Source organism: Pseudomonas sp. OTU750018, from assembly GCF_011636575.1.
GTDB classification, from domain to species: domain Bacteria; phylum Pseudomonadota; class Gammaproteobacteria; order Pseudomonadales; family Pseudomonadaceae; genus Aquipseudomonas; species Aquipseudomonas peli.
In genome coordinates this window covers 1,135,968-1,161,175 of the sequence record NZ_JAAPAU010000001.1, presented here as the reverse complement: position 1 = coordinate 1,161,175, position 25,208 = coordinate 1,135,968, and the positions used below count along the sequence as shown (strand labels likewise).

General features: G+C 60.6%; 23 protein-coding genes. 15 read left to right on the top strand and 8 right to left on the bottom strand.

Features of this window, described 5'->3' with window-relative positions; all coding sequences use genetic code 11:
* Window positions 1-230 precede the first annotated feature (230 nt).
* Together HCI85_RS05585 and HCI85_RS05580 are read left to right on the top strand one after the other, a co-directional pair.
* Window positions 231-1,226 (top strand): DctP family TRAP transporter solute-binding subunit, encoded by a 996-nt coding sequence (locus tag HCI85_RS05585; RefSeq protein WP_167142828.1) that lies wholly within the window; start codon window positions 231-233, stop codon window positions 1,224-1,226.
* 106 nt (window positions 1,227-1,332) lie between these two features.
* Window positions 1,333-2,106 carry a ferredoxin--NADP reductase gene (locus HCI85_RS05580; protein WP_167142825.1) on the top strand — a complete coding sequence of 258 codons (774 nt, stop codon included), beginning with the start codon at window positions 1,333-1,335 and terminating at the stop codon, window positions 2,104-2,106.
* Window positions 2,107-2,109: 3 nt separating this feature from the next.
* On the opposite strand, the gene HCI85_RS05575 is transcribed toward HCI85_RS05580, so the two are convergent.
* From HCI85_RS05575 to HCI85_RS05565, 3 genes are all read right to left on the bottom strand, one after another.
* Window positions 2,110-3,135 (bottom strand): CNNM domain-containing protein, encoded by a 1,026-nt coding sequence (locus HCI85_RS05575; protein WP_167142822.1) that lies wholly within the window; start codon window positions 3,133-3,135, stop codon window positions 2,110-2,112.
* A 113-nt stretch (window positions 3,136-3,248) separates the two neighbouring features.
* Entirely contained in the window at window positions 3,249-3,662 is a 414-nt protein-coding gene (mscL, locus tag HCI85_RS05570) for a large-conductance mechanosensitive channel protein MscL (protein WP_160085591.1), read from the bottom strand.
* A gap of 67 nt (window positions 3,663-3,729) precedes the next feature.
* Complete coding sequence (locus tag HCI85_RS05565) at window positions 3,730-4,476, bottom strand: EAL domain-containing protein (RefSeq protein ID WP_160085590.1); 747 nt, start codon at window positions 4,474-4,476, stop codon at window positions 3,730-3,732.
* Window positions 4,477-4,613: 137 nt separating this feature from the next.
* On the opposite strand from HCI85_RS05565, the gene HCI85_RS05560 reads away from it, so the two are divergent.
* The 3 genes from HCI85_RS05560 to radA all read left to right on the top strand — a co-directional run bounded on the left by HCI85_RS05560 (window position 4,614) and on the right by radA (window position 6,652).
* Window positions 4,614-4,853 carry a YdcH family protein gene (locus tag HCI85_RS05560; RefSeq protein ID WP_167142819.1) on the top strand — a complete coding sequence of 80 codons (240 nt, stop codon included), beginning with the start codon at window positions 4,614-4,616 and terminating at the stop codon, window positions 4,851-4,853.
* Between the two features lie 87 nt (window positions 4,854-4,940).
* Window positions 4,941-5,219, top strand: coding sequence for a YdcH family protein (locus HCI85_RS05555; RefSeq protein ID WP_167142816.1), 279 nt, complete (start codon window positions 4,941-4,943; stop codon window positions 5,217-5,219).
* A gap of 68 nt (window positions 5,220-5,287) precedes the next feature.
* Entirely contained in the window at window positions 5,288-6,652 is a 1,365-nt protein-coding gene (radA, locus tag HCI85_RS05550) for a DNA repair protein RadA (RefSeq protein WP_090249458.1), read from the top strand.
* 245 nt (window positions 6,653-6,897) lie between these two features.
* On the opposite strand, the gene HCI85_RS05545 is transcribed toward radA, so the two are convergent.
* The 3 genes from HCI85_RS05545 to HCI85_RS05535 form a co-directional block, all read right to left on the bottom strand.
* Window positions 6,898-7,269, bottom strand: a complete 372-nt coding sequence (locus tag HCI85_RS05545) for a PilZ domain-containing protein (protein WP_090249454.1) — start codon at window positions 7,267-7,269, stop codon at window positions 6,898-6,900.
* A gap of 136 nt (window positions 7,270-7,405) precedes the next feature.
* Complete coding sequence (gene glyA, locus HCI85_RS05540) at window positions 7,406-8,659, bottom strand: serine hydroxymethyltransferase (RefSeq protein ID WP_167142813.1); 1,254 nt, start codon at window positions 8,657-8,659, stop codon at window positions 7,406-7,408.
* Between the two features lie 125 nt (window positions 8,660-8,784).
* On the bottom strand, window positions 8,785-12,972 hold the full coding sequence (locus tag HCI85_RS05535; protein WP_167142810.1) for a bifunctional diguanylate cyclase/phosphodiesterase: 4,188 nt from the start codon (window positions 12,970-12,972) through the stop codon (window positions 8,785-8,787).
* A gap of 349 nt (window positions 12,973-13,321) precedes the next feature.
* Here HCI85_RS05535 and ettA point away from each other — a divergent pair, with 349 nt between their 5' ends.
* The 10 genes from ettA (at window position 13,322) to HCI85_RS05485 (ending at window position 23,598) form a co-directional block, all read left to right on the top strand.
* Window positions 13,322-14,989, top strand: coding sequence for an energy-dependent translational throttle protein EttA (gene ettA / locus HCI85_RS05530; protein WP_090249445.1), 1,668 nt, complete (start codon window positions 13,322-13,324; stop codon window positions 14,987-14,989).
* Window positions 14,990-15,137: 148 nt separating this feature from the next.
* Complete coding sequence (locus HCI85_RS05525; RefSeq protein WP_167142806.1) at window positions 15,138-15,458, top strand: TraR/DksA family transcriptional regulator; 321 nt, start codon at window positions 15,138-15,140, stop codon at window positions 15,456-15,458.
* Between the two features lie 236 nt (window positions 15,459-15,694).
* Window positions 15,695-18,157 carry a Lon protease family protein gene (locus HCI85_RS05520; RefSeq protein ID WP_167142803.1) on the top strand — a complete coding sequence of 821 codons (2,463 nt, stop codon included), beginning with the start codon at window positions 15,695-15,697 and terminating at the stop codon, window positions 18,155-18,157.
* A 198-nt stretch (window positions 18,158-18,355) separates the two neighbouring features.
* Window positions 18,356-18,697, top strand: coding sequence for a PA4575 family protein (locus tag HCI85_RS05515; protein ID WP_090249438.1), 342 nt, complete (start codon window positions 18,356-18,358; stop codon window positions 18,695-18,697).
* A 202-nt stretch (window positions 18,698-18,899) separates the two neighbouring features.
* Complete coding sequence (locus tag HCI85_RS05510) at window positions 18,900-19,394, top strand: TIGR00645 family protein (RefSeq protein WP_090249435.1); 495 nt, start codon at window positions 18,900-18,902, stop codon at window positions 19,392-19,394.
* Window positions 19,395-19,533: 139 nt separating this feature from the next.
* Complete coding sequence (locus HCI85_RS05505; protein ID WP_090249432.1) at window positions 19,534-19,839, top strand: DUF6482 family protein; 306 nt, start codon at window positions 19,534-19,536, stop codon at window positions 19,837-19,839.
* A 4-nt stretch (window positions 19,840-19,843) separates the two neighbouring features.
* Window positions 19,844-21,244 carry a 3'-5' exonuclease family protein gene (locus HCI85_RS05500; RefSeq protein ID WP_241693732.1) on the top strand — a complete coding sequence of 467 codons (1,401 nt, stop codon included), beginning with the start codon at window positions 19,844-19,846 and terminating at the stop codon, window positions 21,242-21,244.
* Entirely contained in the window at window positions 21,241-22,776 is a 1,536-nt protein-coding gene (locus tag HCI85_RS05495) for a cryptochrome/photolyase family protein (protein WP_167142796.1), read from the top strand. The genes HCI85_RS05500 and HCI85_RS05495 overlap by 4 nt, the downstream gene beginning before the upstream one ends.
* Window positions 22,773-22,919, top strand: coding sequence for a DUF2256 domain-containing protein (locus HCI85_RS05490; RefSeq protein WP_160085563.1), 147 nt, complete (start codon window positions 22,773-22,775; stop codon window positions 22,917-22,919). The genes HCI85_RS05495 and HCI85_RS05490 overlap by 4 nt, the downstream gene beginning before the upstream one ends.
* Before the next feature lie 61 nt (window positions 22,920-22,980).
* A complete protein-coding gene (locus HCI85_RS05485) occupies window positions 22,981-23,598 on the top strand; it encodes an FKBP-type peptidyl-prolyl cis-trans isomerase (protein ID WP_167142793.1) in 618 nt (205 codons plus the stop codon).
* 75 nt (window positions 23,599-23,673) lie between these two features.
* Here the strand turns inward: HCI85_RS05485 and HCI85_RS05480 are convergent, their stop codons facing one another.
* Both HCI85_RS05480 and HCI85_RS05475 read right to left on the bottom strand, forming a co-directional pair.
* Entirely contained in the window at window positions 23,674-23,901 is a 228-nt protein-coding gene (locus HCI85_RS05480) for a PA4570 family protein (RefSeq protein WP_090249418.1), read from the bottom strand.
* A gap of 156 nt (window positions 23,902-24,057) precedes the next feature.
* Complete coding sequence (locus HCI85_RS05475) at window positions 24,058-25,026, bottom strand: polyprenyl synthetase family protein (protein WP_167142790.1); 969 nt, start codon at window positions 25,024-25,026, stop codon at window positions 24,058-24,060.
* Window positions 25,027-25,208 lie beyond the last annotated feature (182 nt).

Here is a 25,208-nt window from a genome sequence, read left to right as displayed (position 1 = left end):
GCTCAGTCGTGTCTGATACCCGTCAGTCAGCAAGCATGAGCCAGCAAGGTCGGCATTCAAATAATAACCAGGCCCCGAGCATTAAGCCCGGCTGCGATCTGGTAGCGCCTGATGATCAGGGCCGTGCAGCACTCTGCCGCGTCCACCGAATCATCCATAGCCCACACCCCCACTCAATGAGGCCTGCCCATGCAGGCTTCACGGCGTTCTATTTGCAAAAAGGTATGTTCATGTTCAAGTCACTGTTGTCCTTAACCTTCAGCGCATTGCTGGTCGCGGCAAGCCCGGCCCAGGCCGAAGGCACGGCGCCCATCGTGATCAAGTTCTCCCATGTGGTGGCCGAAGACACCCCCAAGGGCAAGGGCGCGCTGCTGTTCAAGAAGCTGGTGGAAGAGCGCCTGGCCGGTCAGGTGGCGGTTGAGGTTTACCCGAACTCGACGCTGTTCGGTGATGGCGAGGAGATCAACGCACTGCGCGAGGGCAAGGTGCAGATGCTGGCGCCGTCGCTGTCCAAGTTCGAGGCTTACACCAAGCAATTGCAGGTGTTCGACCTGCCGTTCCTGTTCGACGACCTGGAGGCGGTCAAACGCTTCCAGAAGCGCGACAAGAGCCGCGAGCTGCTGCACGCCATGTCCAACCAGGGCATCTATGGCCTGGCCTACTGGAACAACGGCATGAAGCAGCTGACCTCCAGCCGCGAGCTGCGCAAGCCCGAAGATGCCAAAGACCTGGCTTTCCGCATTCAGCCCTCGTCGGTGTTGCAGGCACAGTTTGGCCAGCTCGGTGCCAAGACCGTGAAGATGCCATTCGCCGAGGCATTCAAGGCGCTGCAGGCTGGCACCATCCAGGGCACCGAAGGCCCTTGGTCGAATATCGCCAGCCAGAAGGTCGACACCGTGCAGCCGTTTATCAGTGAGCTCAACCATGGTTCGCTGAGCTATATGCTGATCAGCAGCAAGGAGTTCTGGACCAGCATTCCCTACAAAACCCGCACCGAGCTGGAAGCGATCATCGATGAAGTGTCCTTCGCGGTGAATAAGGATGCCGAAACGCTGAACAACAATGATCGCGCGCGCATCATCGCCGCCGGCCATGCCAAAGTGGTCACCTTGACCGACGATGAGCGTGCCGCCTGGCGCGCCGCATTGAGCCCGATGTGGAAGACCTACGAAGCGGAAATCGGTGCCGATGTGTTGCGCGCCGCGCAGGCCGTCAACCGCCGCTGAGCGCGGGCTTAGGGCAAAGCCAAGAGCCCCCAGGTTTTGCCGGTGTTTGTCCGGCCGACGTTGCGCCACACTGGGCCTGTGCAATCTGCATAGGCCCGGTATTCGTATGACCAGTGACGACAAGTACACGCGGCAAACCCTTAGCTCTATTCAGGTCTGGTCACCCAGCCTGTTCAGCCTGCGTTGCAGTCGCGATGCCGGATTTCGCTTTCGCGCCGGGCAGTTCGCCCGTCTTGGCGTAGAAAAGGCCGACGGTTCGGTGGTCTGGCGCGCCTATTCGATGGCCTCGGCGCCGCATGATGAGTTTCTCGAATTTTTCTCTATTGTCGTGCCGGGCGGTGAGTTCACCTCCGAGCTGAGTCGGCTGCAGGTCGGCGACAGTCTGTTAGTTGAAAAACAGGCGTTGGGCTTTCTTACCCTCGATCGTTTTGCCGATGGCCGTGACCTCTGGCTGCTGGCCAGTGGCACCGGGCTCGCGCCGTTTCTGTCGATTCTGCAGGGGTTGGAGGTGTGGCAGCGCTTCGCCCGTGTGGTGCTGGTGTACAGCGCGCGCACGGCCAGTGAGCTGGCCTATCAGCCACTGATTCACGGGTTGATGCAGCAGGAGCATCTGCAGGAATACGCCGAGCGGTTTGTCTATCTGCCCCTGGTCACCCGTGAGCAAGTGCCCGGTTGTTTGCATGGGCGCATCACCACCTTGCTGGACAATGGCGAGTTGGAGCGGGCGGCGGGGCTGAGCCTGGAACCAGAGCATTCGCGGCTGATGATCTGCGGCAACCCGCAGATGATCGACGACACCCGCGCGCTGCTGAAACAGCGCGACCTGCAGCTCAGTCTGACCCGGCGGCCGGGGCAGGTGGCGGTGGAGAACTACTGGTAGCGCTTATTCCTCGCGGATGGCCTTGATCCGGTGTTCCCAGCGGCGCTTGGCGAAGCGGCGCATATTCGGGATGTCGTCGGTTTCGTCGAGGATCGGCTTGCCGATGATGGTTTCCATGATGTCCTCCATGGTCACCAGGCCGCGCCAGCTGCCGAACTCGTCATACACCAGGCACATGTGCTGACGCTCATGCATCATCTGCGTCATCAGGTTTTCGACGTTCATGCTGTCGGAAACCACCTTGAGCGGTTTGAGGATGCTGGACACCGGCGCTTCATCCGCATCGGCGCCCAGGGCGTCATAGCGGAACACCACGCCCAGTGGTGCTTCATCCTCACCGATAACCGGGTAGCGGGAAAACTGGCTTTCCTTCACGCGCGCCTTGAACGCACTGAGCGTGTCATCGGGTGCAGCAAACTCGCAGACAATCCGTGGCGTCATGATGTCGCGCAGCTTGATTTCATGCAGGTCGAGGATGTTGCTGATAACCCGTTGTTCGTCTTCATCGAGCTTGCCCACCTCGCGGCCGAGCAGGGTCAAGGCTTTGATCTCCTGACGGATGTCGTGCTCAGGCTCTTTGCCGCCAAATAGCCGCATGATCATGTCGGACATGAAGATAAACGGCTTGAGCAGCAGGATCATGCCGCCCAGCAGGCTCGGCAGGAATGGCGCCAGGGTTGGCCAGTAACGCGCACCAATGGTCTTGGGCAGGATTTCCGAGAGGACCAGAATCAGCAGCGTCATCACTGCTGAGGCAATGCCCAAGTAGCCGTCGCCAAACACGACTGTGACCTGCGCACCCACGCCGGTAGCGCCAACTGTGTGGGCCACGGTGTTCAGCGTAAGAATGGCGGCCAGAGGCTGGTCGATCTTGTCTTTAAGCCCCTTCAAACGCTCGTAGAGCTTAGGCCTGGTCGCTTTTTGCTGGGCGATATAGCTAGGCGTCAGGGACAGCAGCGCCGCTTCAAGAATCGAACAGATAAAGGATACGAGGATGGATAGAACTGCAAACGCAATCAGGAGGGTCATTGAGGGGGAAAAGTAGCCAAGGGGTGGCTAATTTACACGAACGTGCGGTAGCCCAACGTTCTGTCCTGCAACAAATCATGTACGGGAGGGCGCTCGGCCCTCCACACGGGGCGTCAGTCTCGGCTTTGTTGCGACTTGAGCAAGTCGCGGATCTCGCTCAGCAGTTCCTGATCCTTGGTCGGTGGGGCCGGTGCTGCGGGTGCCGCTTCTTCTTCGCGCTTGAGTTTGTTGAGCACCTTGATGCCCATGAAAATGGCGAATGCGACGATCAGGAAGTCGAGCACGGTCTGGATAAATTTGCCGTAGGCCAACACCACAGCAGGCAGATCACCTTCGGCAGCCTTCAGGGTGATGGCCAGATCAGTGAAGTCCACGCCGCCAATCAGCACGCCCAGCGGTGGCATCACCACGTCACCAACAAAGGACGAGACGATCTTGCCAAAGGCCGCGCCGATGATGATGCCCACGGCCATGTCGACCACGTTGCCCTTGACCGCAAAGGCTTTGAATTCACTGATTATGCTCATGCTGCATTCCCTGGTAGGTGAGGTTGCGCTGAGTGTAATCCAGCACGCGCCGCTTGCCAGCTACTTATCAGCCCGGGTAGTGGACTTCGGGCAGCGACTCGAACGCAGGTTTAGCCAGCAGGTAGCCTTGGAACAGTTCCACCCCCATATCGCGTAATGCGTGCAGTTCACCGATGCTTTCGATGCCCTCGGCAATCACCCGGATATTCAGCTTGCGGCACATCTGCAGGGTTGCTTCGACCAGGATCTGCCGCACGCTGTCTTGCTCGATATTGCGGATCAGCTGCATGTCCAGCTTGATCAGGTCAGGCTGAAAGTCGGCCAGCAGATTGAGCCCGGCATAACCGGCGCCGAAGTCATCGATAGCGGTCATAAAGCCCTGTTTGCGGTACGCGCGCAGGATGCCGGTGAGGTGGTCGATATCCAGCACCTGCTCCTGTTCGGTGACCTCGAAGATGATCCGCTCCAGCGGGAAGTTGAATCGCGAAGCGGCCTCCAGCGTGGCGCGGATGCAGGTCTCGGGTTTGTACACCGCGTTGGGCATAAAGTTGATCGAGACCATGGCCGGCACTTGCAGTTTGGCTGCCCACTCCAGCGCCGTAATTCGGCAGGCTTGGTCGAACGGATACAAATTATCCGCGTTGAGCTTGCTCAGCAGGCTGCCAGCGGACTCACCGTTTTTGCCGCGCACCAGCGCCTCGTGGGCGAAAATGGCGCCCGTGCTCAGGTTGATAATGGGCTGAAAGGCCATGCTGATGGGGAAATCCAAGCTTTGGCCGTCACGGCAAGCCGAACATCCTGATGTCGTACTCATAACCTGTTCTCGTAAGTGGTTCCTGATGCTTGGGCAAAGATAGCAGAAGTCGCTCTCCATCCGTGCAGCTGGACCGTTTCGGCAGAGCCTGCGCTACTGGGCTAGGCTCAAGGGGAATCCGCCATGAGGATGCCGTTATGCCACTGGAACATCATCCGCTGCACCGCGAGTTTCCCGAGTTCAAGACGCAGCTGCATACCTTGCTGTCTAGCAATGGCCATTTCGCTCGCTTGGTCGAGGAGTATGAAGAGCTGGATAAGCGCATCTATGAGGCGGAGAGCGGGCGGGTGGCCATGGATGAGATGTTGCTGCTGGGCCTGAAGATGCAGCGCGTTAGCCTCAAGGATGAATTGGCCGATTTTCTTAGCGGCGCGTAATAACGGTATTGCTTTGATCCGGGTCAAGTGCGGGGCCCGGTTCGAGGGATAGTCTGCAAACAGTGACTATCTCAGAGGGCTATCCGCATGCACGTTGAACACCATCCGCTGATCAAGGATTTCCCCGAACTGCGCGGCGTGCTGCATGAGCTGCGTCTTGGCGATGCCAACTTCGCCCGCCTGGCGGATACCTACGAAACCCTGGATAAACGTATCTGCCGGATCGAGGCGGGCAGCGAACTGCTGGCTGATGAGGCGCTGCTGGCCCTCAAGCAGGAGCGGGTTGGCCTCAAGGATGATCTCGCGCGTCGTCTGAAACGCGCTGCCGGGCAATGTTGTGGCTGTGGTAACGGTTGCAAGGGATAGCTGCGCGGGACTGTAAATATATCCAGCTATTTCGTATGATCCGGGCTCAGCGTTTATAGGAGTCCGGCATGGCCAAGGCCAAGCGCATGTATGGCTGCACCGAGTGCGGCGCCACCTTCCCGAAATGGGCCGGCCAGTGCGGCGAATGCGGGGCCTGGAATACCCTGGTGGAAACCCTGCTTGAAGCCAACGCAGCCACTCCCAGCGGCCGCGCCGGTTGGGCGGGTGATCAGGTGCAGATCAAGACCCTTGCCGAGGTCAGCGTCGAGGAGGTGCCGCGTTTCTCCACGGCCTCTGGCGAGCTGGATCGCGTGCTGGGCGGCGGTCTGGTGGACGGGTCGGTGGTGCTGATTGGCGGCGACCCCGGTATCGGCAAGTCGACCATCCTGCTGCAGACCCTGTGCAATATCGCCACGCGCTTCCCCGCGCTGTATGTCACCGGTGAGGAATCCCAGCAGCAGGTAGCCATGCGCGCCCGCCGCCTGGGCTTGCCGGAAGACAAGCTCAAGGTGATGACTGAAACCTGCATTGAAAGCATCATCGCCACCGCGCGGGTGGAAAAGCCCAAAGTGATGGTGATCGACTCGATCCAGACCATCTTTACCGAGCAGCTGCAGTCGGCTCCTGGCGGCGTCGCCCAGGTGCGTGAGAGCGCGGCGTTGCTGGTGCGCTTTGCCAAGCAGAGCGGCACGGCGATTTTCCTGGTCGGCCACGTGACCAAGGAAGGCGCGCTGGCCGGGCCGCGTGTGCTTGAGCATATGGTCGATACCGTGCTGTATTTCGAGGGCGAGTCCGATGGCCGCCTGCGCCTGCTGCGCGCGGTGAAGAATCGCTTTGGCGCGATCAACGAGCTGGGCGTGTTCGGCATGACCGACAAGGGCCTGAAAGAGGTCACCAATCCTTCGGCGATCTTCCTCACCCGGGCCCAGGAAGAAGTGCCCGGCAGCGTGGTGATGGCCACCTGGGAAGGCACCCGGCCGATGCTCGTGGAGGTGCAGGCGCTGGTTGACACCAGCCATATGGCCAACCCGCGCCGCGTCACCCTGGGCCTGGATCAGAACCGCTTGGCTATGCTGCTGGCCGTATTGCACCGGCATGGCGGTATCCCGACCTATGACCAGGACGTGTTTCTCAACGTGGTGGGCGGGGTCAAGGTGCTGGAAACCGCATCCGACCTGGCGCTGATGGCGGCAGTCATTTCCAGCCTGCGTAACAAGCCGCTGCCGCATGACTTACTGGTGTTTGGCGAGGTCGGCCTGTCCGGCGAGATTCGTCCAGTGCCCAGTGGTCAGGAGCGCTTGAAGGAGGCGGCCAAACACGGCTTCAAGCGCGCCATTGTGCCCAAGGGCAATGCGCCAAAAGATCCGCCGCCAGGGTTGCAGGTGATTGCCGTAACGCGCCTGGAGCAAGCGCTGGATGCGTTGTTCGAGTAAGAACCTGTTTACGATCTGCTGCGCGTCGGCCATCCGGCGTTAAAAACAGCCTCGGAATGCTCATTTACAGCTCGTAAACTGCGCGTGATTCGCTTCGCTCACCCTGCGGGTCAGCCGTTGGCGGTTACTCCGCTGCGCTGCGTTTCTCGGCTGTTTTTGTCTTGTCTAGCTCTAGCTCGCGAAATCGTAAACACGTTCTAAATCCGCTCAGGCAGGATGAAAAAAGGAGGCCGAGGCCTCCTTTTTTATTCGTCTTCGCCGAGGGCGGCGAGTTCGCGTTCCAGCAGGCTGTCATCACCGAGGTTGAGCTCCACCAGGCGGCGCAGGTGGCTGATCGAGTCGAGGTCGATATGCCGGCAGACAAAACCGAGCAGGTCAGACTGGGTGCGGGTGAGCACCACTTCCATCCGCACACGGGTGTCATCGGCCAGTTGGATATTGGCCTCGAATGGCTGATTGGGGTCGCCATTCCAACCGTTAGGACGCTTGATTAACAGACCTTTCAGCGACACGTCATGCAATTCGACTGCCCAGCGTCGTTCCCCTTGCACGATCTCGGTGGGGGCGTCGAAAGCGATGCGGTGAAAGCGCCGACGCTCATTGGCTGTTTCGCTCATGCAAAGAAACTCCTGCGAGGTTTTATCCACTATAGCCAAGGCTGCTGCCGCTGGCTTGGTTTTATCGCTGCTGAGGGTGGTTCGGCAGGTATAAAAAAGCCCGCCAGGAGGCGGGCTTTTCAGCAGCAGCCGATGTTTAGTTGCCGTAAACCGGGAACTTGGCGCAGACCGTTTTGACTTGCTCGCGCACGCGCGCTTCGACCGCTTCGTCGCCCAGGTTGGCGAGGATCTCGCAGATCCAGCCAGCCAGTGCGCGGCACTCGTCTTCCTTGAAGCCGCGGGTGGTCACGGCTGGGGTGCCGATGCGCAGGCCGGAGGTGACGAACGGCGAACGTGGATCGTTCGGCACGCTGTTCTTGTTCACGGTGATAAAGGCACGACCCAGAGCGGCGTCGGCATCTTTACCAGTGATGTCCTGCTTGATCAGGCTGAGCAGGAACAGGTGGTTCTCAGTACCGCCGGAAACCACGTCGTAGCCGTTCTCGATAAACACGCTGGCCATAGCCTGGGCGTTCTTGATCACTTGCTGCTGGTAGGTCTTGAACTCAGGCTGCAGGGCTTCCTTGAAGCACACGGCCTTGGCGGCGATGACGTGCTCCAGCGGGCCGCCTTGGCCGCCTGGGAATACCGCGGAGTTGAATTTCTTCTCCAGCGCTTCGTTGGCGCGAGCCAGGATCAGACCGCCGCGCGGGCCGCGCAGAGTTTTGTGAGTGGTGGTGGTAACCACGTCGGCGAACGGCACCGGGTTCGGGTACACACCAGCAGCCACCAGGCCGGCCACGTGTGCCATGTCGACGAACAGGTAAGCGCCCACTTTATCGGCAATGGCGCGGAAGCGTGGGAAGTCCAGTACCTGCGAGTAGGCGCTGAAGCCGGCAATGATCATCTTCGGTTTGTGTTCAACAGCCAGGCGCTCAACTTCGTCATAGTCGATCAGGCCGGCATCGGTGATGCCGTACTGCACAGCGTTGTACATTTTGCCGGAGAAGCTGACGCTGGCGCCGTGGGTCAGGTGGCCGCCGTGTGCCAGGCTCATGCCCAGTACGGTGTCACCGGTTTCCAGCAGGGCCAAATACACGGCGCTGTTGGCTTGCGAGCCGGAGTGCGGCTGGACGTTGGCGTAATCGGCGCCGAACAGCTCCTTGGCGCGGTCGATGGCCAGCTGCTCAACGATGTCGACGTATTCGCAACCGCCGTAGTAACGCTTGCCTGGATAGCCTTCAGCGTACTTGTTGGTCAGTACCGAACCCTGGGCTTCCATCACCGCTGGGCTGGTGTAGTTCTCCGAGGCGATCAGCTCGATGTGATGTTCCTGGCGCTGGGCTTCTTGCTCCATCGCGGCAAACAATTCGGCGTCATAACGGGCGATAGTCAAATCACGGCTGAACATAGCATTCCCCTGAGAAAATCAGCTGGGCGGTAGAAAGAGGGGGCGAATTCTACCTCATCCGCACTAAACAGGCATATGAAGCGTGGTCATCTGACGGACAAGCGGGGCTCATGTACGCCGGCGATTCAGCTCAGCATAAACAGGGCGGTGCCGGTAAACAGCGCGGTGAACTGGTGGGCCGGCATTGGCCTGCCCAGCAGGAAGCCCTGCACTTCGTCGCAGTCGTGGCCGCGCAGGAAATCCAGCTGGGCCAGGGTTTCCACACCTTCTGCGATTACCGTGAGGTTCAGGCTGTGGGCCATGGCGATGATCGCGCGCGCGATTTGCCCGTCCTGTTCGCCATGCGGCAGGCCGTCGACAAAGCTGCGGTCGATCTTCAGCACGTCGATCGGGAATTGTTTGAGGTAGTTCAGTGAGCTGTAGCCGGTGCCGAAATCGTCGATGGCGATAAACACCCCCAGCTGCTTCAAGCTGCTCAGGGTTTGCATGGCATTGGCCACATCTTCCATCAGGATGCTTTCGGTCAGTTCCAGCTCCAGGCAGGCGGCGGGAACACCGCTCTGCTCAAGGATCTGTGCAATCCGCTGATGCAGGTCGCCTTCGGCAAACTGGCGTGCCGAGAGGTTGACCGAAATCTTCGGCACACGAATCTTCGCCTCGTGCCATTCGGCCAGTTGCCGGCACGACTCGCGCAGCACCCAGTCGCCAACCTGGACCACCAGGCCCAGCTCTTCCAAGACCGGAATAAAGTCACTCGGCGGCACCAGGCCGCGCTGTGGATGCTGCCAGCGCAGCAGCGCTTCGGCGCCGGTCAGGCGTTTGCCATCGCCGGAGAATTGCGGTTGGTAGAACAGCTTGAACTCGCCCTGTTCGAGGGCGTGGCGCAGGTCGCTTTCCAGCTCCAGGCGCTGCAGGGCGCTGGCGTTCATGTCGGCCTGGTAGAACTGGAAGTTGTTTTTACCGCGTTCCTTGGCGTGGTACATCGCCGTGTCAGCGTTCTTCATCAACTGGCTCAGCTCGTTGCCATCCTGCGGACTCAGGGCGATACCGATACTGGCGGTAACGAAGAATTCGCGGCCTTCGAGGATAAACGGCTGCGCCAGGCTGGCGAGAATCTGCTCGCCAACGTGGATTGCGCGGGTCAGTGCGCCTACACGCTGCGCCTGGGATTGCAGCAGTAAGGTGAACTCGTCACCGCCCATGCGCGCCACGGTGTCGTCGCTGTCCACGCAGGCGCGCAGGCGCACGGCGACTTCCTTGAGCATGCGGTCGCCGGCGGCATGGCCGAGGGAGTCGTTGATCGGCTTGAAACGGTCGAGATCGAGGAACATCAGCACCACCCACTCCTGATGCCGCTCACCGTGCTGCAGTGCACTGTGCAGGCGATCCTGGAACAGGGTGCGGTTGGGCAGCTGGGTCAGAGCGTCGTAGTAGGCCAGGCGGTGGATACGCTGCTCGCTAGCCTTGCGCTCGCTGATATCGCTGAAGAAGCACACGTAGCTGACCAGGTCGCCTTCATCGTCCTTGACCGCAGTGATGCCGACCCAAGCCGGGAATTTCTCACCATTCTTGCGTTTGAGCCACACCTCGCCCTCCCAGCTGCCTTGCTGGTTGAGCTGTTTGATCACATAGGCCAGATGGCTGGCTTGCTGAGTGTCTGCAGTCAATACGCTCGGCAGCTGGTCAAGAATCTGTTTGGAGCTGTAGCCGCTGACCCGGCTGAAGGCGTTGTTGACCTGGACGATATAACCGGCCGGGTCAGTGACCAGAATGGCCGCCGTGGAATGCTCGAATACCGTGGCGGCCATGCGCAGGTCTTTCTCGGCGCGGCGCTGCAGGCTGATGTCGCGACCAACACCTAGCAAGCCTTCGAAACGGCCGCTGTCATCCCACATTGGCACCAAGCGCAGTTCCACGGGGATTTTCTGGCCATCCGCACGCAAGGCGTCAAAGACGAACAGTTGCGGCAGAAATTCGGCGCGCAGTTCGGCTAGGCGCTGCGGGTCACCGAGGGCGTTGCGCACACGGTCGAGCAGGGCGTAGAAACCGCTGAGCTGACGCGGGTTGGTAGCCAAACTCTGGAAGCCGTTGGCCAGCGCCCACTCGCTGTCATAGCCAAGCACCGGCATCACCGATGGGCTGACATAGTTGAGTTGCAGCTGGGCGTCGGTCGAGAAAATCACGTCGCTGATGCTTTCCGCCAGCAGGCGATAGCGTTGCTCGCTGGTGCGCAAGGACTCGCTGTGAGTGATCTGTTCGGTGATGTCCTTGGCCACGCCAATCAATCGGCTGACCCGGCCCTTGGCATCACGCGCCAGGGCCTGCTCGCGGATATCGAACCAGTGCCAGCTGCCATCGCGGTGCCGCCAGCGCAGCTCGAACTGCATCAACAGGCCATTGCCCAATACCTGCTGGATATTGCGCATACGTTGGTACAGCTCGACATCGTCGGGATGCAGGATTTTTTCCCACAGCCGATCACCGAGGGCACGCATTTCCGCTTTGCTGTAGCCCAGCTGCGGGCCGAGGTGGTTGTTGCTGTACATCACCCGCTTGCCGGCGATGTCGTGCACATAGATGGTGTCGGGCACTGCGTTGACCACATCGGACCAGAAGCGCTCACGCTCGATCAGTGACGTTTCGATGCGTTTGCGGTTGGTGATATCGCTGATGCTGAGGGTCACGGCCTGCAGGTCGTCGATACTCTCCGGCAGGCGCATCAATAACCACAGGTGGCGCTCATACCCTTGTGGCGTGGTGATCTGGCGCTCCATTTCCAGCTGACCGCTACCGCTGAGCAGAACACTGAGCAGCTGCATGCGGAAGCCTTCCGGGCGCAGCGGGCCGCTATTGAACAAGTGTTGCCAGGCCTGCTGGTTGGAGTCGACACCGAGGAGTTGCAGGGCCACCTGATTGGTTTCCGTCAGGCGCAGGCGCTGGCACAGCTCAATGTGATGTTGCGGGTCTTCGTCCAACCAGCGTTGCAGGTCGGTCATGTTGCGCAGTTGCTGTTGTTGCAGGTAGCGCTGTAACTCAGCCAGGTCGAGCACGCAAAGGGCGGTGCCGGTGCCGTCGAAGATGTCCTGATAGCGTCGGCGGGTTTCCTGCAGCACATGCGAGGCATGCTGTTCTTCGGTGACATCGCGCAGCACCCAGACAAAACCGGTGCGCTTGTTGTCTTCGCTCAAGTCACTGCGGCTGATGTCATACAGATGAGTGACGCCGTTCTGCTGAATTTCTACCAGGTCCGGGCCAAGGTCGTTGTGCAGCGCGGTGTCGTGCAGCAGCAGCGGGTCGAGGCGTGGCAGCAGTTTCAGCAGGTGCCAATCACGCGCCTCATCGTTGCTCAACCCAAACATCGCTTCCGCTTGCGGGTTGAGGTACTGCAATTGGCCGCTGCTGTCGGTGACCAGCACGCGTTCTTCGATGGCGCCGAGTACGCTGGCTGCTTGCTGCAATGAGCGCCGCGAGGCGGTATTCAGTGCGTGCAGGTTGCGTTGCTCATTCAGCAGGCGGTACAGCGCCAACAGCGTGAGGGTGGCGCAGAGGATAAACAGCAGCAGCTTGCTGGCCTGCTGCGGCAGCTGTTGGGCGCGCACCTTGCGCTCGTTGAACAGCGCACGCAGTTGCCAGTCGCTGCCTTTGAGTGGGGTTTCCAACATGCTCTGGTCGAGGTTTTCCGCAGTCACAGGCGGCGCGACGGCTGCATTTTGAATGCCTTGGGCCACGTTGCTGGCAATCACCCGCTGAGCATTGCGGTCTTCCAGTAGCCAGTGATGTTTGCTTTGATGGTGTTCATTCAGCCAACCGGTAAGTGCCTGGTTGGTCAGGCGCAATATCCAGAACCCGCTGGCCGTGCTGTCGGGGTTATGCCGCAGCAGCAGGTAGATACGCCCATGCTCGTTGGCACTGAAGGTATAAAAGAAACTGTCACGGCCACCCCGTTGCAGCAACTCTTCGAGGTACAACGTGTCGTCGGTGGGCGCATGGCTGTCAGCGATGATGCGGCCCTCGGCATTCAGCCAGGCCAGGCTGCGCAGCGTCGGGAATACGCCGCGCAGCGTGTGCAGCAGTTCTTCAAGCTCATCCGGGTTGTTTGGCGGCAGCACATGGGGCTGCAGCAGCGCCTGGCCGGCACTGGCTTTCAGCGCCATGTTCAAATTGAGGTGGTTGGCCAATTGCGAACTGTAGGCCAGGCCCAGTTGCCGCTGGTTGTCGAGCAGTTGCTGGGACTCCTGGCGCAGTTGCCAGAGCAGCAGCACCAACATGCTCAGCACCAACACCACCAGTGCGCCACGGGTCGGCCCACGCATCGTCGCAGCCGGCGGCGCGCCGGGAGTACGCGGTGTGATTGGGGGCGTGACTGTTGGCAAAGACCTACATCCTGGGGGCTGGGCGACGATGACGGTTCCTGGGGGCGCAGAATGGCCGGCAGGCAGGGGGCGGCTAGCATGCCATAACCGTGGCAAAGTGCCAGCGCCGCCGACGAGCGTCGTTTGCCCTGTTCGGCGCATTCCGGTAGCTTTGCCGCACGCGCGCGTGACTGTATGAACAGGATGCTGCGCTGGTATCGCCTGGCGGCTCCGTCCCCGCCGTTTAGCCTTAGGCTACACGCATCAGTTGGCGGCTTCTCTTTCGTTTCAACCCAGAACCAAGGTCATCATGGCTCAATACGTATACACCATGCATCGGCTCGGCAAAGTCGTACCGCCGAAGCGGGAAATTCTCAAGAACATCTCCCTGTCGTTCTTCCCTGGCGCGAAGATCGGCGTACTCGGCCTCAACGGCTCTGGTAAATCCACCCTGCTGAAAATCATGGCGGGCGTCGACACCGAGTTCGACGGCGAAGCCCGTCCGATGCCGGAGCTGAATATCGGCTACCTGCCGCAGGAGCCGCAGCTCGACCCGAGCAAGACTGTGCGCGAAGTGGTTGAAGAGGCCGTGAGCCAGATCAAGGACGCCCAGGCGCGTCTGGATCAGGTCTACGCCGCTTACGCCGAGCCGGATGCCGACTTCGACAAGCTGGCCGCCGAGCAGGCCAAGCTCGAAGCCATTCTGCAGACCAGCGACGGCCACAACCTCGAGCGTCAGCTGGAAGTTGCGGCGGATGCCCTGCGTCTGCCGGCCTGGGACGCCAAGGTTGAACACCTGTCCGGCGGTGAGAAGCGCCGCGTGGCCCTGTGCCGTCTGCTGCTGTCAGCCCCGGATATGCTGCTGCTGGATGAGCCAACCAACCACCTGGACGCCGACTCGGTGGCCTGGCTGGAGCACTTCCTCCACGACTTCCCGGGCACCGTGGTCGCGATCACGCACGACCGTTACTTCCTGGATAACGTCGCCGGCTGGATTCTCGAACTCGACCGCGGCGCCGGTATCCCTTACGAAGGCAACTATTCGGGTTGGCTGGAAGCCAAGTCGGATCGTCTGGCCCAGGAGTCCAAGCAGCAGTCAGCCCATGAAAAGGCCATGAAGGAAGAACTGGAGTGGGTGCGCAAAGGCGCCAAAGCCCGTCAGTCGAAGTCCAAGGCGCGTCTGCAGCGTTTCGAAGAAATGCAGTCGCAGGAATTCCAGAAGCGCAGCGAGACCAACGAGATCTACATCCCGGTCGGCCCGCGTCTGGGCGACAAGGTCATCGATTTCGTTAACGTCAGCAAGGGCTATGGCGACCGCGCGCTGATCGACAACCTGTCGTTCAGCATGCCCAAGGGCGCCATCGTCGGCGTGATCGGCGGTAACGGTGCCGGTAAGTCGACCCTGTTCCGCATGCTGATGGGCAAGGAACAGCCGGACTCGGGCAGCATCGAGATCGGTGAAACCGTGCAGCTGGCCTGCGTGGACCAGAGCCGCGACGACCTCGACGGCAGCAAAACCGTGTGGGAAGCCGTGTCTGGTGGTTCCGACATGATCAAGATCGGCAACTATGAAGTACCGTCGCGCACCTATGTCGGGCGCTTCAATTTCAAGGGTGGCGACCAGCAGAAGTTCGTCAAGGACCTCTCCGGTGGTGAGCGCGGCCGTCTGCACCTGGCGTTGACCCTGAAAGAGGGCGCCAACGTGCTGCTGCTGGACGAACCGTCCAACGACCTCGACGTGGAAACCCTGCGTTCGCTGGAAGAAGCGCTGCTCGACTTCCCGGGCGCTGCCATTGTGATCTCTCACGATCGCTGGTTCCTGGATCGCGTGGCGACCCACATCCTGGCGTACGAAGACGACTCGCATATCGAGTTCTTCGAGGGCAACTACACCGAGTACGAAGCGGATCGTAAAAAACGCTTGGGCGACGCAGCCGCGCAGCCGCACCGCGTGCGTTACAAGAAGCTGGCGCAGTAAGTCAGGTTGCAATAAAAAAAACGGGGCCGAAAGGCTCCGTTTTTGTTTGCCGGTTCCGCGTGCAACGCGCGAGCAAGTACTGATCTGCGACAGTGTTTGGCGCCAGCACTGGAGCACACTGAATGCAGTGCTCCCGAGGACTGCCTACATGCCTGCTTTCGACCCCCATATCGCCCTGTACACCTTGGTAAACGAATACAGCGCTCGCGCCAATGCGATCCGCCAGGATCTGGCGCGTCTGCATTCGGCAGGTTTTGCCGAGCAAGCGCAGCAGCGGCAAAACGATGACGTGCTGCAGGCGCTGCTGGCCGAAGCCGAGACCGGGTTGCGCCAAGTCGGCCTCGCCAAGCTGCGCCTGGCCGAGGGGCGCTACGGCTTGTGCTTGCGCTGCGGTGAGGCCATCAGTGCGGCGCGGTTACAGGTGATGCCCGCGGCAGAGTGTTGTATGGCCTGTGCCGATGCGCGCTAACGTTGAATGCGCGTCTACATCGGCGGGCAGCAATCCCGCCGCGAAGTTGCTTTTGCGCCGGTTAGTCGACGCCACGACCGGCAGCGTGATGACGTACGGTTAGTCGCGCTCTGCTCAGCGCGGGTGCAGTGGTGTGGCACTTGGCGAGATTTGCCGAGTCAGGACGCGCCTTTTGGCTTGTGGATGCGGGCCGATGCGGCCATGATTTCCACCAGGCCCCCGTCCAAGGATTTCCAATGCCAGACTCCGTCGCAGCCCATTTGCGGTTGGCACCTGAAGCACTTACCCGTCCCTTCTCCCCTGAGCAGTTCAACTTCACCAATACCGAAGACCTGGAGCCCTTCCGTGGCGTATTGGGCCAGGAACGCGCCGTCGAAGCACTGCAGTTCGGCGTGGCGATGCCGCGCCCCGGTTATAACGTGTTTGTTATGGGTGAGCCCGGTACCGGGCGTTTCTCCTTCGTCAAGCGCTACCTCAAGGCTGAAGCCAAGCGCCTGGAAACCCCGGCTGACCGGGTATACGTCAACCATTTTGATGAGCCGCGCGAGCCGCGGGCACTGGAATTGCCGTCCGGCACTGCCGGCGAGTTTCTCGCTGACATCAACGGCCTGATCGATAACCTGCTGGCGACCTTCCCGGCGGTGTTCGAGCACCCCTCGTTCCAGCAGAAGAAAAACGCCATCGACCGCGACTTCAACAAGCGCTACGACCAGGCGCTGGATGTGGTCGAGCGCCTGTCGCTGGAAAAGAGCGTCGCCCTCTATCGTGACAGCAGCAATATCGCCTTCACCCCGATGCTCGATGGCAAGGCGCTGGATGAGGCCGAGTTTGCCCAGCTGCCGGAAGTCGAGCGCGAGCGCTTCCATGCCGATATCGCCACCCTGGAAGAGCGCCTCAACGAGGAGCTGTCCAGTCTGCCGCAGTGGAAGCGCGAGTCGAGCAACCTGCTGCGTCAGCTCAATGAAGAAACCATCACCATTGCCCTGCAACCGCTGCTGGCGCCGCTGTCGCAGAAGTACGCGGAAAACGCCGGGGTCTGCGCCTACCTGCAGGCGGTTCAGGTCAATCTGCTGAAAACCGTGGTCGATCAACTGGTCGAAGTGGAAAAGGCCGATGCGCAGACCCGCAAACTGCTCGAAGAACAGTACTGCCCGAGCCTGGTAGTCGGCCATCACGCCCAAGGTGGCGCACCGGTGGTGTTCGAGCCGCACCCGACCTATGACAACCTGTTTGGTCGTATCGAATACAACACTGACCAGGGCGCGCTCTACACCAGTTACCGTCAGCTGCGTCCCGGTGCGCTGCACCGCGCCAACGGTGGCTTTCTGATTCTGGAAGCGGAGAAGATGCTCGGCGAGCCGTTTGTCTGGGATGCGCTCAAGCGCGCCCTGCAATCGCGCCAGCTGAAGATGGAGTCGCCGCTCGGTGACTTGGGCCGCATCGCCACCGTGACCCTTACCCCGCAGATGATTCCGCTGCACCTCAAGGTGGTGATCATCGGCTCGCGTCAGCTGTATTACACGCTGCAGGACCTCGATCCGGACTTCCAGGAGATGTTCCGTGTGCTGGTCGACTTCGATGAAGACATCCCGCTGGCCGACGACAGCCTGGAGCAGTTCGCCCAGCTGATGAAAACCCGCACCTCGGAAGAGGGTATGGCGCCGCTGACTGCGGCGGCCGTGGCGCGGGTTGCGACCTACAGCGCGCGCCTGGCCGAGCATCAGGGGCGTTTGTCGGCGCGTATTGGCGATCTGTTCCAGCTGGTCAGTGAAGCCGACTTTATCCGCAGCCTGGCTGGGGATGAAGTGACCGACGCCGGGCATATCGAGCGCGCGCTAAAGGCCAAAGCCACCCGCACCGGTCGCGTTTCGGCGCGGATCATCGATGACATGCTGGCCGGTATCATCCTCATTGATACCGCCGGCGCAGCCGTGGGCAAGTGCAACGGCCTGACTGTGCTGGAAGTCGGCGATTCGGCCTTCGGTGTACCGGCGCGGATTTCCGCCACGGTGTATCCGGGTGGCAGCGGCATCGTCGACATCGAACGCGAGGTGAATCTCGGTCAGCCGATCCACTCCAAGGGCGTGATGATCCTTACCGGTTACCTGGGCAGTCGTTATGCTCAGGAATTCCCCCTGGAGATTTCCGCGAGCATCGCCTTGGAGCAGTCCTACGGTTATGTCGACGGTGACAGCGCCTCGCTCGGTGAGGTCTGCACGCTGATCTCGGCGTTATCGCGCACGCCGCTCAAGCAGTGCTTCGCCATTACCGGTTCGATCAACCAGTTCGGTGAAGTGCAGGCGGTGGGTGGGGTTAACGAGAAGATCGAAGGCTTCTTCCGCCTCTGCGAAGCGCGTGGCCTTACGGGCGAGCAGGGCGCGATCATCCCGCACTCCAACGTCACCACCCTGATGCTTGATGAACGGGTGCTACAGGCGGTACGTGCTGGGCAGTTCCATATCTATGCCGTGCGCCAGGTGGATGAGGCGCTGAGTCTGCTGGTCGGTGCGGATGCCGGTTCACCGAATGAGCAGGGTCAGTTCCCGGCGGGCAGCGTCAATGCGCGGGTGGTTGAACGCCTGCGTGATATCGCTGCCATGGGCATGGAAGAGGACGACAAAGAGGAGCCGAAGAAGGAAGAACCGGCTGCTGCGGCCAAGGAGAAGAAGCCTCGGGCGAAAAAGCCGGCGGCTGAATGACCGCCCGGCTGCGACAATTCGCCCGGTGGCTGGTCAGTCACTGAGCGAATTGCGCCGCCGGCCCGTGCGCCTGGCTCAGGCCGGCTTTTCCTCACTTCATCCACACAGTTATCCACAGTAAGCGGGGGTAACTGTTGGCTTCCCAGTGGCGCTCGCTCGGGTGTAGGCTGAAGACCTGCTCCCGAGAGGGTCGTCGCCATGGTGCGCAGCCTCAATCTCACCCGTCACTGCTTGGGCCTGGATACCCGTATTGAATGCGTGGTGTTGCCGCTGGCCGGTAACAACGGCCTTTGGACGCTGATTTGTGCGGCAGGCATGGCTGGGGCGCAGCCTTCCACGATTAAGGCACAGGGCCCATTCCACGGGGCTTTTGCTGCTGAAAGCATCCTTGTCGATATCGCTGAAAACCTGCAGGGCATGGGCTATGAGCAAGCCGCTGATGTGCCGATCTGGCGCCTGCATATCCAGGCGGAGTTGCGTCGCCTAAACGGTGATCGTGGCCATCCACTGCGCGACTGCCAGCGCCATCCAGACACCTGAGCAGGCGTCTGGCGAGTTTCTGACCAGCCTCCTGTAAGCCGCTGTCGTGCAAGCGTGCAGTCATTCATCCTGAGCCTGCCCACAAGGTTATCCACAGTTGTCGGGGATAACTGCAGCGAGCCTTGATTGCCACACGCCAGGGTTGTCTGGGCGGGGGCGCTGGGTATACTCGCCGGCAGTCTTGAACCCTGAGTGAGTCCTTATGGAACGCATTATCGAAAATGCCATGTATGCCTCGCGTTGGCTGCTGGCGCCCATCTATTTCGGCCTGTCGCTGGCCCTGTTGGCGCTGGCATTGAAGTTCTTTCAGGAAGTTTTTCACATCCTGCCTAACGTCTTTGCCATGGCTGAAGCCGATCTGATTCTGGTGCTGTTGTCGCTGATCGATATGGCGCTGGTGGGCGGTCTGCTGGTGATGGTGATGATCTCCGGTTACGAGAACTTCGTTTCCCAACTGGATATCAAGGAAGGCACCGAGAAGCTCAGCTGGCTGGGCAAGATGGATTCCAGCTCGCTGAAGATGAAAGTGGCAGCTTCCATTGTGGCGATCTCCTCCATTCATCTGCTCAAAGTGTTCATGAATGCGCAGAACATCCCCGATACCAAGCTGATGTGGTACGTGATCATCCATATGGCCTTTGTGCTCTCGGCGTTTGCCATGGGCTACCTGGACAAGCTCACCAAGCACGATCACTGATCGTTTGCTGCTGGACCCGCCGCCCGGCCGTTGCAAAACGGACGGGCGGTTTGGTTTGTGCCTTGTGCTTTTGCTGTGTTGTACAAGAATTGTATTTGTATAGTTTTTTGTATAACTTTGCTTGCCCGAGGACGTAGCCATGAATCTTCAAGAGCTGTCACAGCATGCCCATTCCGGAAATATCGACGCCCTCAACCTGATCTCGATTGAGGGTGGCATCTACTTGTTGGAAGCGCACATGGATGGTCGGGTCCATCCTCTCAACGATGGCCAAGGCAAAACCTTGCACCTGCGCTCTGTTGAGCATGCACGCGACCTGCTGCACGACTTGCCGCGTATCCCGTTCCACCTGGTGCACGCGGTGGTGCATGACGAGATGTGCGGCATGCAGGACGGCACCCAGGACACCCTGCGCGTACCGATCTCCTTCAATTCGTCCTGGTAATGCCTTGAACCCCACAACCCCGCTGCTTGCTCGCCCGCTGGCTGTTATCGATGTGCAAATCACCGGCATGCATCCTGACAAGGACTGCATCTGGGAGATTGCTGTGTTGCAGGTCGAGGCGGGTTCGGTGGTGGCGCGCCACTCCTGGTTGTTAAAGCCCGCCTGTGCGCTGCCCCGCACTGTTTCGCGGCTGTCAGGTGTGTTACCGGCAGAATTGGACGAGCAGCCTGTGTTTGCCGAGATTGCTGGCGAGCTGTCCCGGTTGCTGGAAGGGCGGGTGGTGGTCGGGCACAACCTGCGTGTGGCGCATGCATTTTTGCGGCGGGCCTTCACCCTCGCAGGCCTGTCGGTGCGTTACCGGCAGTTGTGCACCGTGCGGCTCGCGCGTGCCGCCTGGCCGGATTTACCGGATTACAGTCTGGAGACGCTGTGTGAGCGTCAACAGATCCGGCGTTTCTTCCGTCATCGCGCACTACCGGACGCCGATGCCGTTTGGCAGTTGCTCTCCAGTTTGCAATCGCAGGTGCCCGCTGAGCTACTGGACGTTCAAGTGCAACGCCAACTACGCAAAGCGGCAGTCCCTCGGTTCCTCAGTGCTGAGCGATTGCAAGCGCTGCCTGCGCGGCCGGGTGTTTACTACTTTTATGGCGACAACCAGGCGCTGCTGTATATCGGCAAAAGCCGTAATGTGCGTCAGCGTGTGCAATCGCATTTCCAGAATGATCACCACAGCCGTCGAAGCCTGCAGGTGGCTCAGCAGATCCGTGAGGTGCGCGTGCAGCCTACAGCCGGCGAGCTGGGTGCGCTGTTGCTGGAGGCTGCGGAGGTCAAGCGGCTTTTGCCGTTGTATAACCGGCAACTGCGGCGCCAGCGTGAACTGCTGACGTGGAGCCTTAGCCAGTCTCCGGGCGGTTGGCAGCTGGCATTGCAGGCTGTCGACGCCCATGCACCGATTGACAGCAGTGTCGGTTTATTCCGCTCACGGCGTCAGGCTCAGGACTGGTTGCGCAGCCAGGCGCGCAAGCATCAGTTGTGTTTACGTCTGATCGGTCTGGAAGCGGGCATGGGCGCGTGCTTTGCCACTCAACTGGGTGGCTGTCAGGGCGCCTGCTGCGGGCAAGAACCTCGTGCTGCGCATGATGCCCGGCTGCTGGCCGCCTGCGAACAGCTGCGTACGGTGGCATGGCCCTGGCCGGGGACTGTCGCGCTGGTTGAGCGTGATCCTGAACATGGGCTCTCGCAGTGGCATGTGTTGGATCAGTGGCGCTACCTGGCCACGGTCGATGACCCGGCCTTGCTTCATTCCGTCAGTCAGCAGCCATCCCAGGCATTCAGTCTGGATGCCTACCACATCGTGCTGAGCCATTTACGGCGCTGCCCAAACACCGAGGTAGTTGTGTTATGACCACTCGCCGGCTCGCCCTGATACTGGGTGATCAGCTGTCTTTCGATCTGCCCAGTCTGCAGGCTCTGGACCCGCAGCAGGATGCGGTGTTGCTCGCAGAGGTGGCCGCCGAAACGGACTATGTGCCACACCACCCGCAGAAAATTGCGCTGATCTTCAGTGCCATGCGTCACTTTGCCGAGGCATTGCGCGAGCGCGGTTGGCGCGTGCAGTACGTAGCACTGGACGACCCGGACAACAGCGGCTCGCTGCCGGGAGAGTTGCAGCGCTGGGTCGCGCAGTTGCAGACGACTGAAGTGCATGTCACCGAGTGTGGTGAGTGGCGGCTGGAAGATCAGTTGAAGCGCAGCGGCGTGCCGATCACCTGGCATGCCGACAGCCGCTTTATCTGTGGTCGTGACGAGTTTGTACAGTGGGCCGAGGGTCGCAAACAGCTGCGTATGGAGTTTTTCTACCGCGAGATGCGCCGCAAGACCGGTTTGCTGCTCAATGGTGATGGTACCCCGGTGGGCGGTGCCTGGAACTTTGATGCGGAAAACCGTAAGGCACTGCCCAAGCAGATCAAGGCGCCGATGACGGCACGCTTCTCGGCGGACGCCATTACCCAGGACGTGTTGGTGCTGGTGGCCGAGCGCTTCAGTCATCACTACGGCAGCCTGGCGGCTTTCGATTACCCGGTGACCCATGCCGAGGCCGAAGCGCTGTGGCAGCATTTTCTCGATTTCGCCCTGCCGGCTTTTGGCGATTACCAGGACGCCATGGCAGTCGGTGAGCCGTTTCTGTTCCATGCGCGGATCAGCGCGGCGCTGAATATCGGCCTGCTGGATGTGCGCCGGCTGTGTGCGGATGTGGAGGCGGCCTACTGGCGTGGCCAGGTGCCGCTGAATGCTGCGGAAGGCTTTATCCGGCAGTTGATTGGTTGGCGCGAATACGTGCGCGGCATCTACTGGATGCACATGCCGGAGTACGCCGAGCGCAATGCCTTCGGCAACACTCGGCCGCTACCGGAGTTCTACTGGACCGGTAAAACCCGCATGAAATGCATGAGTCAGGCCATCGGCCAGACGTTGGAACATGCCTATGCCCACCACATCCAGCGGCTGATGGTCACCGGCAACTTCGCCCTGCTGGCCGGTATCCAGCCCAGCCAGGTTTGCGACTGGTACCTGGCGGTGTACATGGATGCCTTCGATTGGGTCGAGCTGCCCAACACCCTGGGCATGGTCATGCACGCCGATGGCGGTTATCTGGGCTCCAAGCCCTATTGCGCCAGTGGTCAGTACATCAAACGGATGTCCAACTACTGCGGCGACTGCGCCTACAAGGTCACGGAAAGCGTGGGTGAGCAGGCTTGCCCGTTCAATGCGCTGTACTGGCATTTCCTCATGCGCCACCGCGAGAAGCTGTCCGGTAACCATCGGTTGGGCATGATCTATCGCGGTTTGGACAAGATGAGCGATGCCAAGCAGCAGGGCTTATGGACGCGGGGTGAGCAGTTGTTGGCGCGTCTGGATGCGGGCGAGGTCCTGTGAAAAAGGCCGAATTGCCGGTCAAAACCTGTGCGGTGTGTGGCCTGCCCTTCACCTGGCGCAAGAAGTGGGCGCGCTGCTGGGATGAGGTGAAGTACTGCTCCGAGCGCTGTCGGCGTCATCGTCAGGGCGCTGCCGGCGGGTAGGGCGGCCAGGCGGATTGTGCTAGGCTGGCCGACCTTTTTTAGCCCCTAGCGGAGCCGTGCTATGTCCGAACTCAATCTCTCGACTGACGAAACCCGCGTCAGCTACGGCATTGGCCGTCAGCTGGGTGGTCAGCTGCGCGACAACCCGCCGCCGGGTGCCAGCCTGGAAGCCATCATCGCCGGTATCACCGATGCCTTCTCCGGCCAGCCAAGCCGCGTCAGCGAAGCGGAGCTGACCGCTAGCTTCAAAGTCATCCGTGACATCATGCAAGCCGAAGCGGCTGCCAAGGCCGAAGCAGCGGCCGGTGCGGGTCTGGCGTTCCTCGCTGAAAACGCCAAGCGTGACGGCATCACCGTTCTGGCTTCTGGCCTGCAGTATGAAGTGTTGACCGCCGGCGAAGGTGCCAAGCCTTCTCGCGAAGACACAGTGCGCACCCACTACCACGGCACCCTGATCGACGGCACTGTATTCGACAGCTCCTACGATCGTGGTCAGCCTGCCGAGTTTCCGGTTGGCGGCGTGATCGCCGGTTGGACCGAAGCCCTGCAGCTGATGAATGCCGGCAGCAAATGGCGCCTGTACGTGCCGAGCGAGCTGGCTTACGGCGAGCAAGGCGTGGGCAGCATCCCGCCGCACAGCGTGCTGGTGTTTGATGTGGAGCTGCTGGACGTTCTCTAACGCTCAGTCGGTTTACCTTCGCGGGCATGGTGCGCTCTTACTTGATGTAGGAGCGGGCCATGCCCGCGATGCGTTTCAGGGGCGCAACGCTCGGGCGTAGCAGTAGAGAAACAGATTACGCACCAACTCTTTAAGCACTAGCGGCTCGCTGGAGTTCAGCTCGTGCAGATCCAGATCCCCCTGATCACGCAGCTCATCTAGGGCATCTTCCTTAAGCAGGGCGCAAACTTCGCCGGTGTTGCGATTGAGAATGCGTAGATACGGCTGCGGGCGGTCCAGCCAGGCATCGATCAGATAGGTCATGACTCATCTCCCTTTCAAGTGGTTGGATGAGAATAATTCTTATTATATTTATAGCAAGGATTAATCGCTGCCTTTTGTCGCGCGGTGTGATTGCTGTGGATCGCTGCTAATAAAAAGCCCGCCATATGGGCGGGCTTTTGTCTGTCCTGGGAAACTTTAGTGCGTGCGGGCTACGGCAAAGCGGCTGAGTTCGATCAGTGCGTCGCGGTATTCGCTGGCGGGCAGCGCATCCAGGCAAGCGATGGCGCGCTCGGCGAAGTCACGCGCTTGCTGTGCGGTGTAGTCCAGTGCCCCAGCCGCTTCTACGGCATTACGGATGCTTTCCAGGTCTTCGATGCCGCCTTTCTGGATCGCCTGGCGTACCAGTGCAGCTTGTTCAGGCGTCCCTTCGCGCATGGTGTAGATCAGCGGCAGGGTCGGCTTGCCCTCGGCCAGGTCGTCGCCGACGTTCTTGCCCAAGGTAGTGGCATCACCACGGTAGTCGAGCAGGTCATCGACCAGTTGGAAGGCCACGCCGAGGTGGTCGCCAAAGGTGCGCAGCGCTTCGGTCTGTTCGGCGTTGGCGCCCGCCAGTGCTGCGGCGCTGTGGGTCGAGGCTTCGAAGAGCATCGCAGTCTTGCCGCGGATGACTTCCATGTAGGTTTCTTCGGTGGTGCTGGCGTCGCGGATCTTCGACAGTTGCAGCACTTCGCCTTCGGCGATCACCCGGGTGGCCTTTGAAAGGATCTTCATCACCGGCATGGAGCCAAGCTCGACCATCATTTCGAAGGAGCGCGAATAAAGGAAGTCGCCGACCAGCACGCTTGGCGCGTTACCCCACTGGGCATTGGCGGTGCTGCGGCCGCGGCGCATGTCGGACATGTCGACCACGTCGTCGTGCAGCAAGGTGGCGGTGTGCAGAAATTCGATGGTGGCAGCGAGCAGGCGCAGGTTGTCGCCTTCAATGCCCAACGCCTTACCACTGAGCAGAACCAGCAAAGGCCGCAGGCGTTTTCCGCCAGCGGAGATAATATAGTCGCCGATCTTCTCTACGAGCGGTACGCGCGACACCAGTTGGGCGCGGATGATGCCGTCGACGGCGGTAAAGTCATCCGCCACCACGCGGTAGAAAGCCTGGGGTTGCATCGCTTGCACCTGCTACTCATGGGTTGCGCGGCATGCTAGGGGGCAGGGTAGGGGCTGTCAAGGCAAGAGGCTGGTGCTCTGGGTGTCGGGGCCTTGCGTCGCGCTGGCTGCTTGCGTACAATCGCGCACCCTGAACTTCCCCCTGGGTATTTCCCTGCCTTACGCAATTGCAAGGGTGTCCT

Bases quoted from the DNA above. Each gene is read 5' to 3' on its own strand.
- HCI85_RS05580 (WP_167142825.1), top strand. From the start codon at position 1,333: ATGACCAGTGACGACAAGTACACGCGGCAAACCCTTAGCTCTATTCAG.
- mscL (WP_160085591.1), bottom strand. From the start codon at position 3,662: ATGAGCATAATCAGTGAATTCAAAGCCTTTGCGGTCAAGGGCAACGTG.
- HCI85_RS05480 (WP_090249418.1), bottom strand. From the start codon at position 23,901: ATGACCTATCTGATCGATGCCTGGCTGGACCGCCCGCAGCCGTATCTA.
- HCI85_RS05495 (WP_167142796.1), top strand. From the start codon at position 21,241: ATGACCACTCGCCGGCTCGCCCTGATACTGGGTGATCAGCTGTCTTTC.
- HCI85_RS05565 (WP_160085590.1), bottom strand. From the start codon at position 4,476: ATGAGTACGACATCAGGATGTTCGGCTTGCCGTGACGGCCAAAGCTTG.
- ettA (WP_090249445.1), top strand. From the start codon at position 13,322: ATGGCTCAATACGTATACACCATGCATCGGCTCGGCAAAGTCGTACCG.
- HCI85_RS05510 (WP_090249435.1), top strand. From the start codon at position 18,900: ATGGAACGCATTATCGAAAATGCCATGTATGCCTCGCGTTGGCTGCTG.
- HCI85_RS05585 (WP_167142828.1), top strand. From the start codon at position 231: ATGTTCAAGTCACTGTTGTCCTTAACCTTCAGCGCATTGCTGGTCGCG.
- HCI85_RS05545 (WP_090249454.1), bottom strand. From the start codon at position 7,269: ATGAGCGAAACAGCCAATGAGCGTCGGCGCTTTCACCGCATCGCTTTC.
- HCI85_RS05560 (WP_167142819.1), top strand. From the start codon at position 4,614: ATGCCACTGGAACATCATCCGCTGCACCGCGAGTTTCCCGAGTTCAAG.
- HCI85_RS05515 (WP_090249438.1), top strand. From the start codon at position 18,356: ATGGTGCGCAGCCTCAATCTCACCCGTCACTGCTTGGGCCTGGATACC.
- glyA (WP_167142813.1), bottom strand. From the start codon at position 8,659: ATGTTCAGCCGTGATTTGACTATCGCCCGTTATGACGCCGAATTGTTT.
- HCI85_RS05475 (WP_167142790.1), bottom strand. From the start codon at position 25,026: ATGCAACCCCAGGCTTTCTACCGCGTGGTGGCGGATGACTTTACCGCC.
- HCI85_RS05525 (WP_167142806.1), top strand. From the start codon at position 15,138: ATGCCTGCTTTCGACCCCCATATCGCCCTGTACACCTTGGTAAACGAA.
- HCI85_RS05555 (WP_167142816.1), top strand. From the start codon at position 4,941: ATGCACGTTGAACACCATCCGCTGATCAAGGATTTCCCCGAACTGCGC.
- radA (WP_090249458.1), top strand. From the start codon at position 5,288: ATGGCCAAGGCCAAGCGCATGTATGGCTGCACCGAGTGCGGCGCCACC.
- HCI85_RS05535 (WP_167142810.1), bottom strand. From the start codon at position 12,972: ATGCGTGGGCCGACCCGTGGCGCACTGGTGGTGTTGGTGCTGAGCATG.
- HCI85_RS05575 (WP_167142822.1), bottom strand. From the start codon at position 3,135: ATGACCCTCCTGATTGCGTTTGCAGTTCTATCCATCCTCGTATCCTTT.
- HCI85_RS05520 (WP_167142803.1), top strand. From the start codon at position 15,695: ATGCCAGACTCCGTCGCAGCCCATTTGCGGTTGGCACCTGAAGCACTT.
- HCI85_RS05485 (WP_167142793.1), top strand. From the start codon at position 22,981: ATGTCCGAACTCAATCTCTCGACTGACGAAACCCGCGTCAGCTACGGC.
- HCI85_RS05505 (WP_090249432.1), top strand. From the start codon at position 19,534: ATGAATCTTCAAGAGCTGTCACAGCATGCCCATTCCGGAAATATCGAC.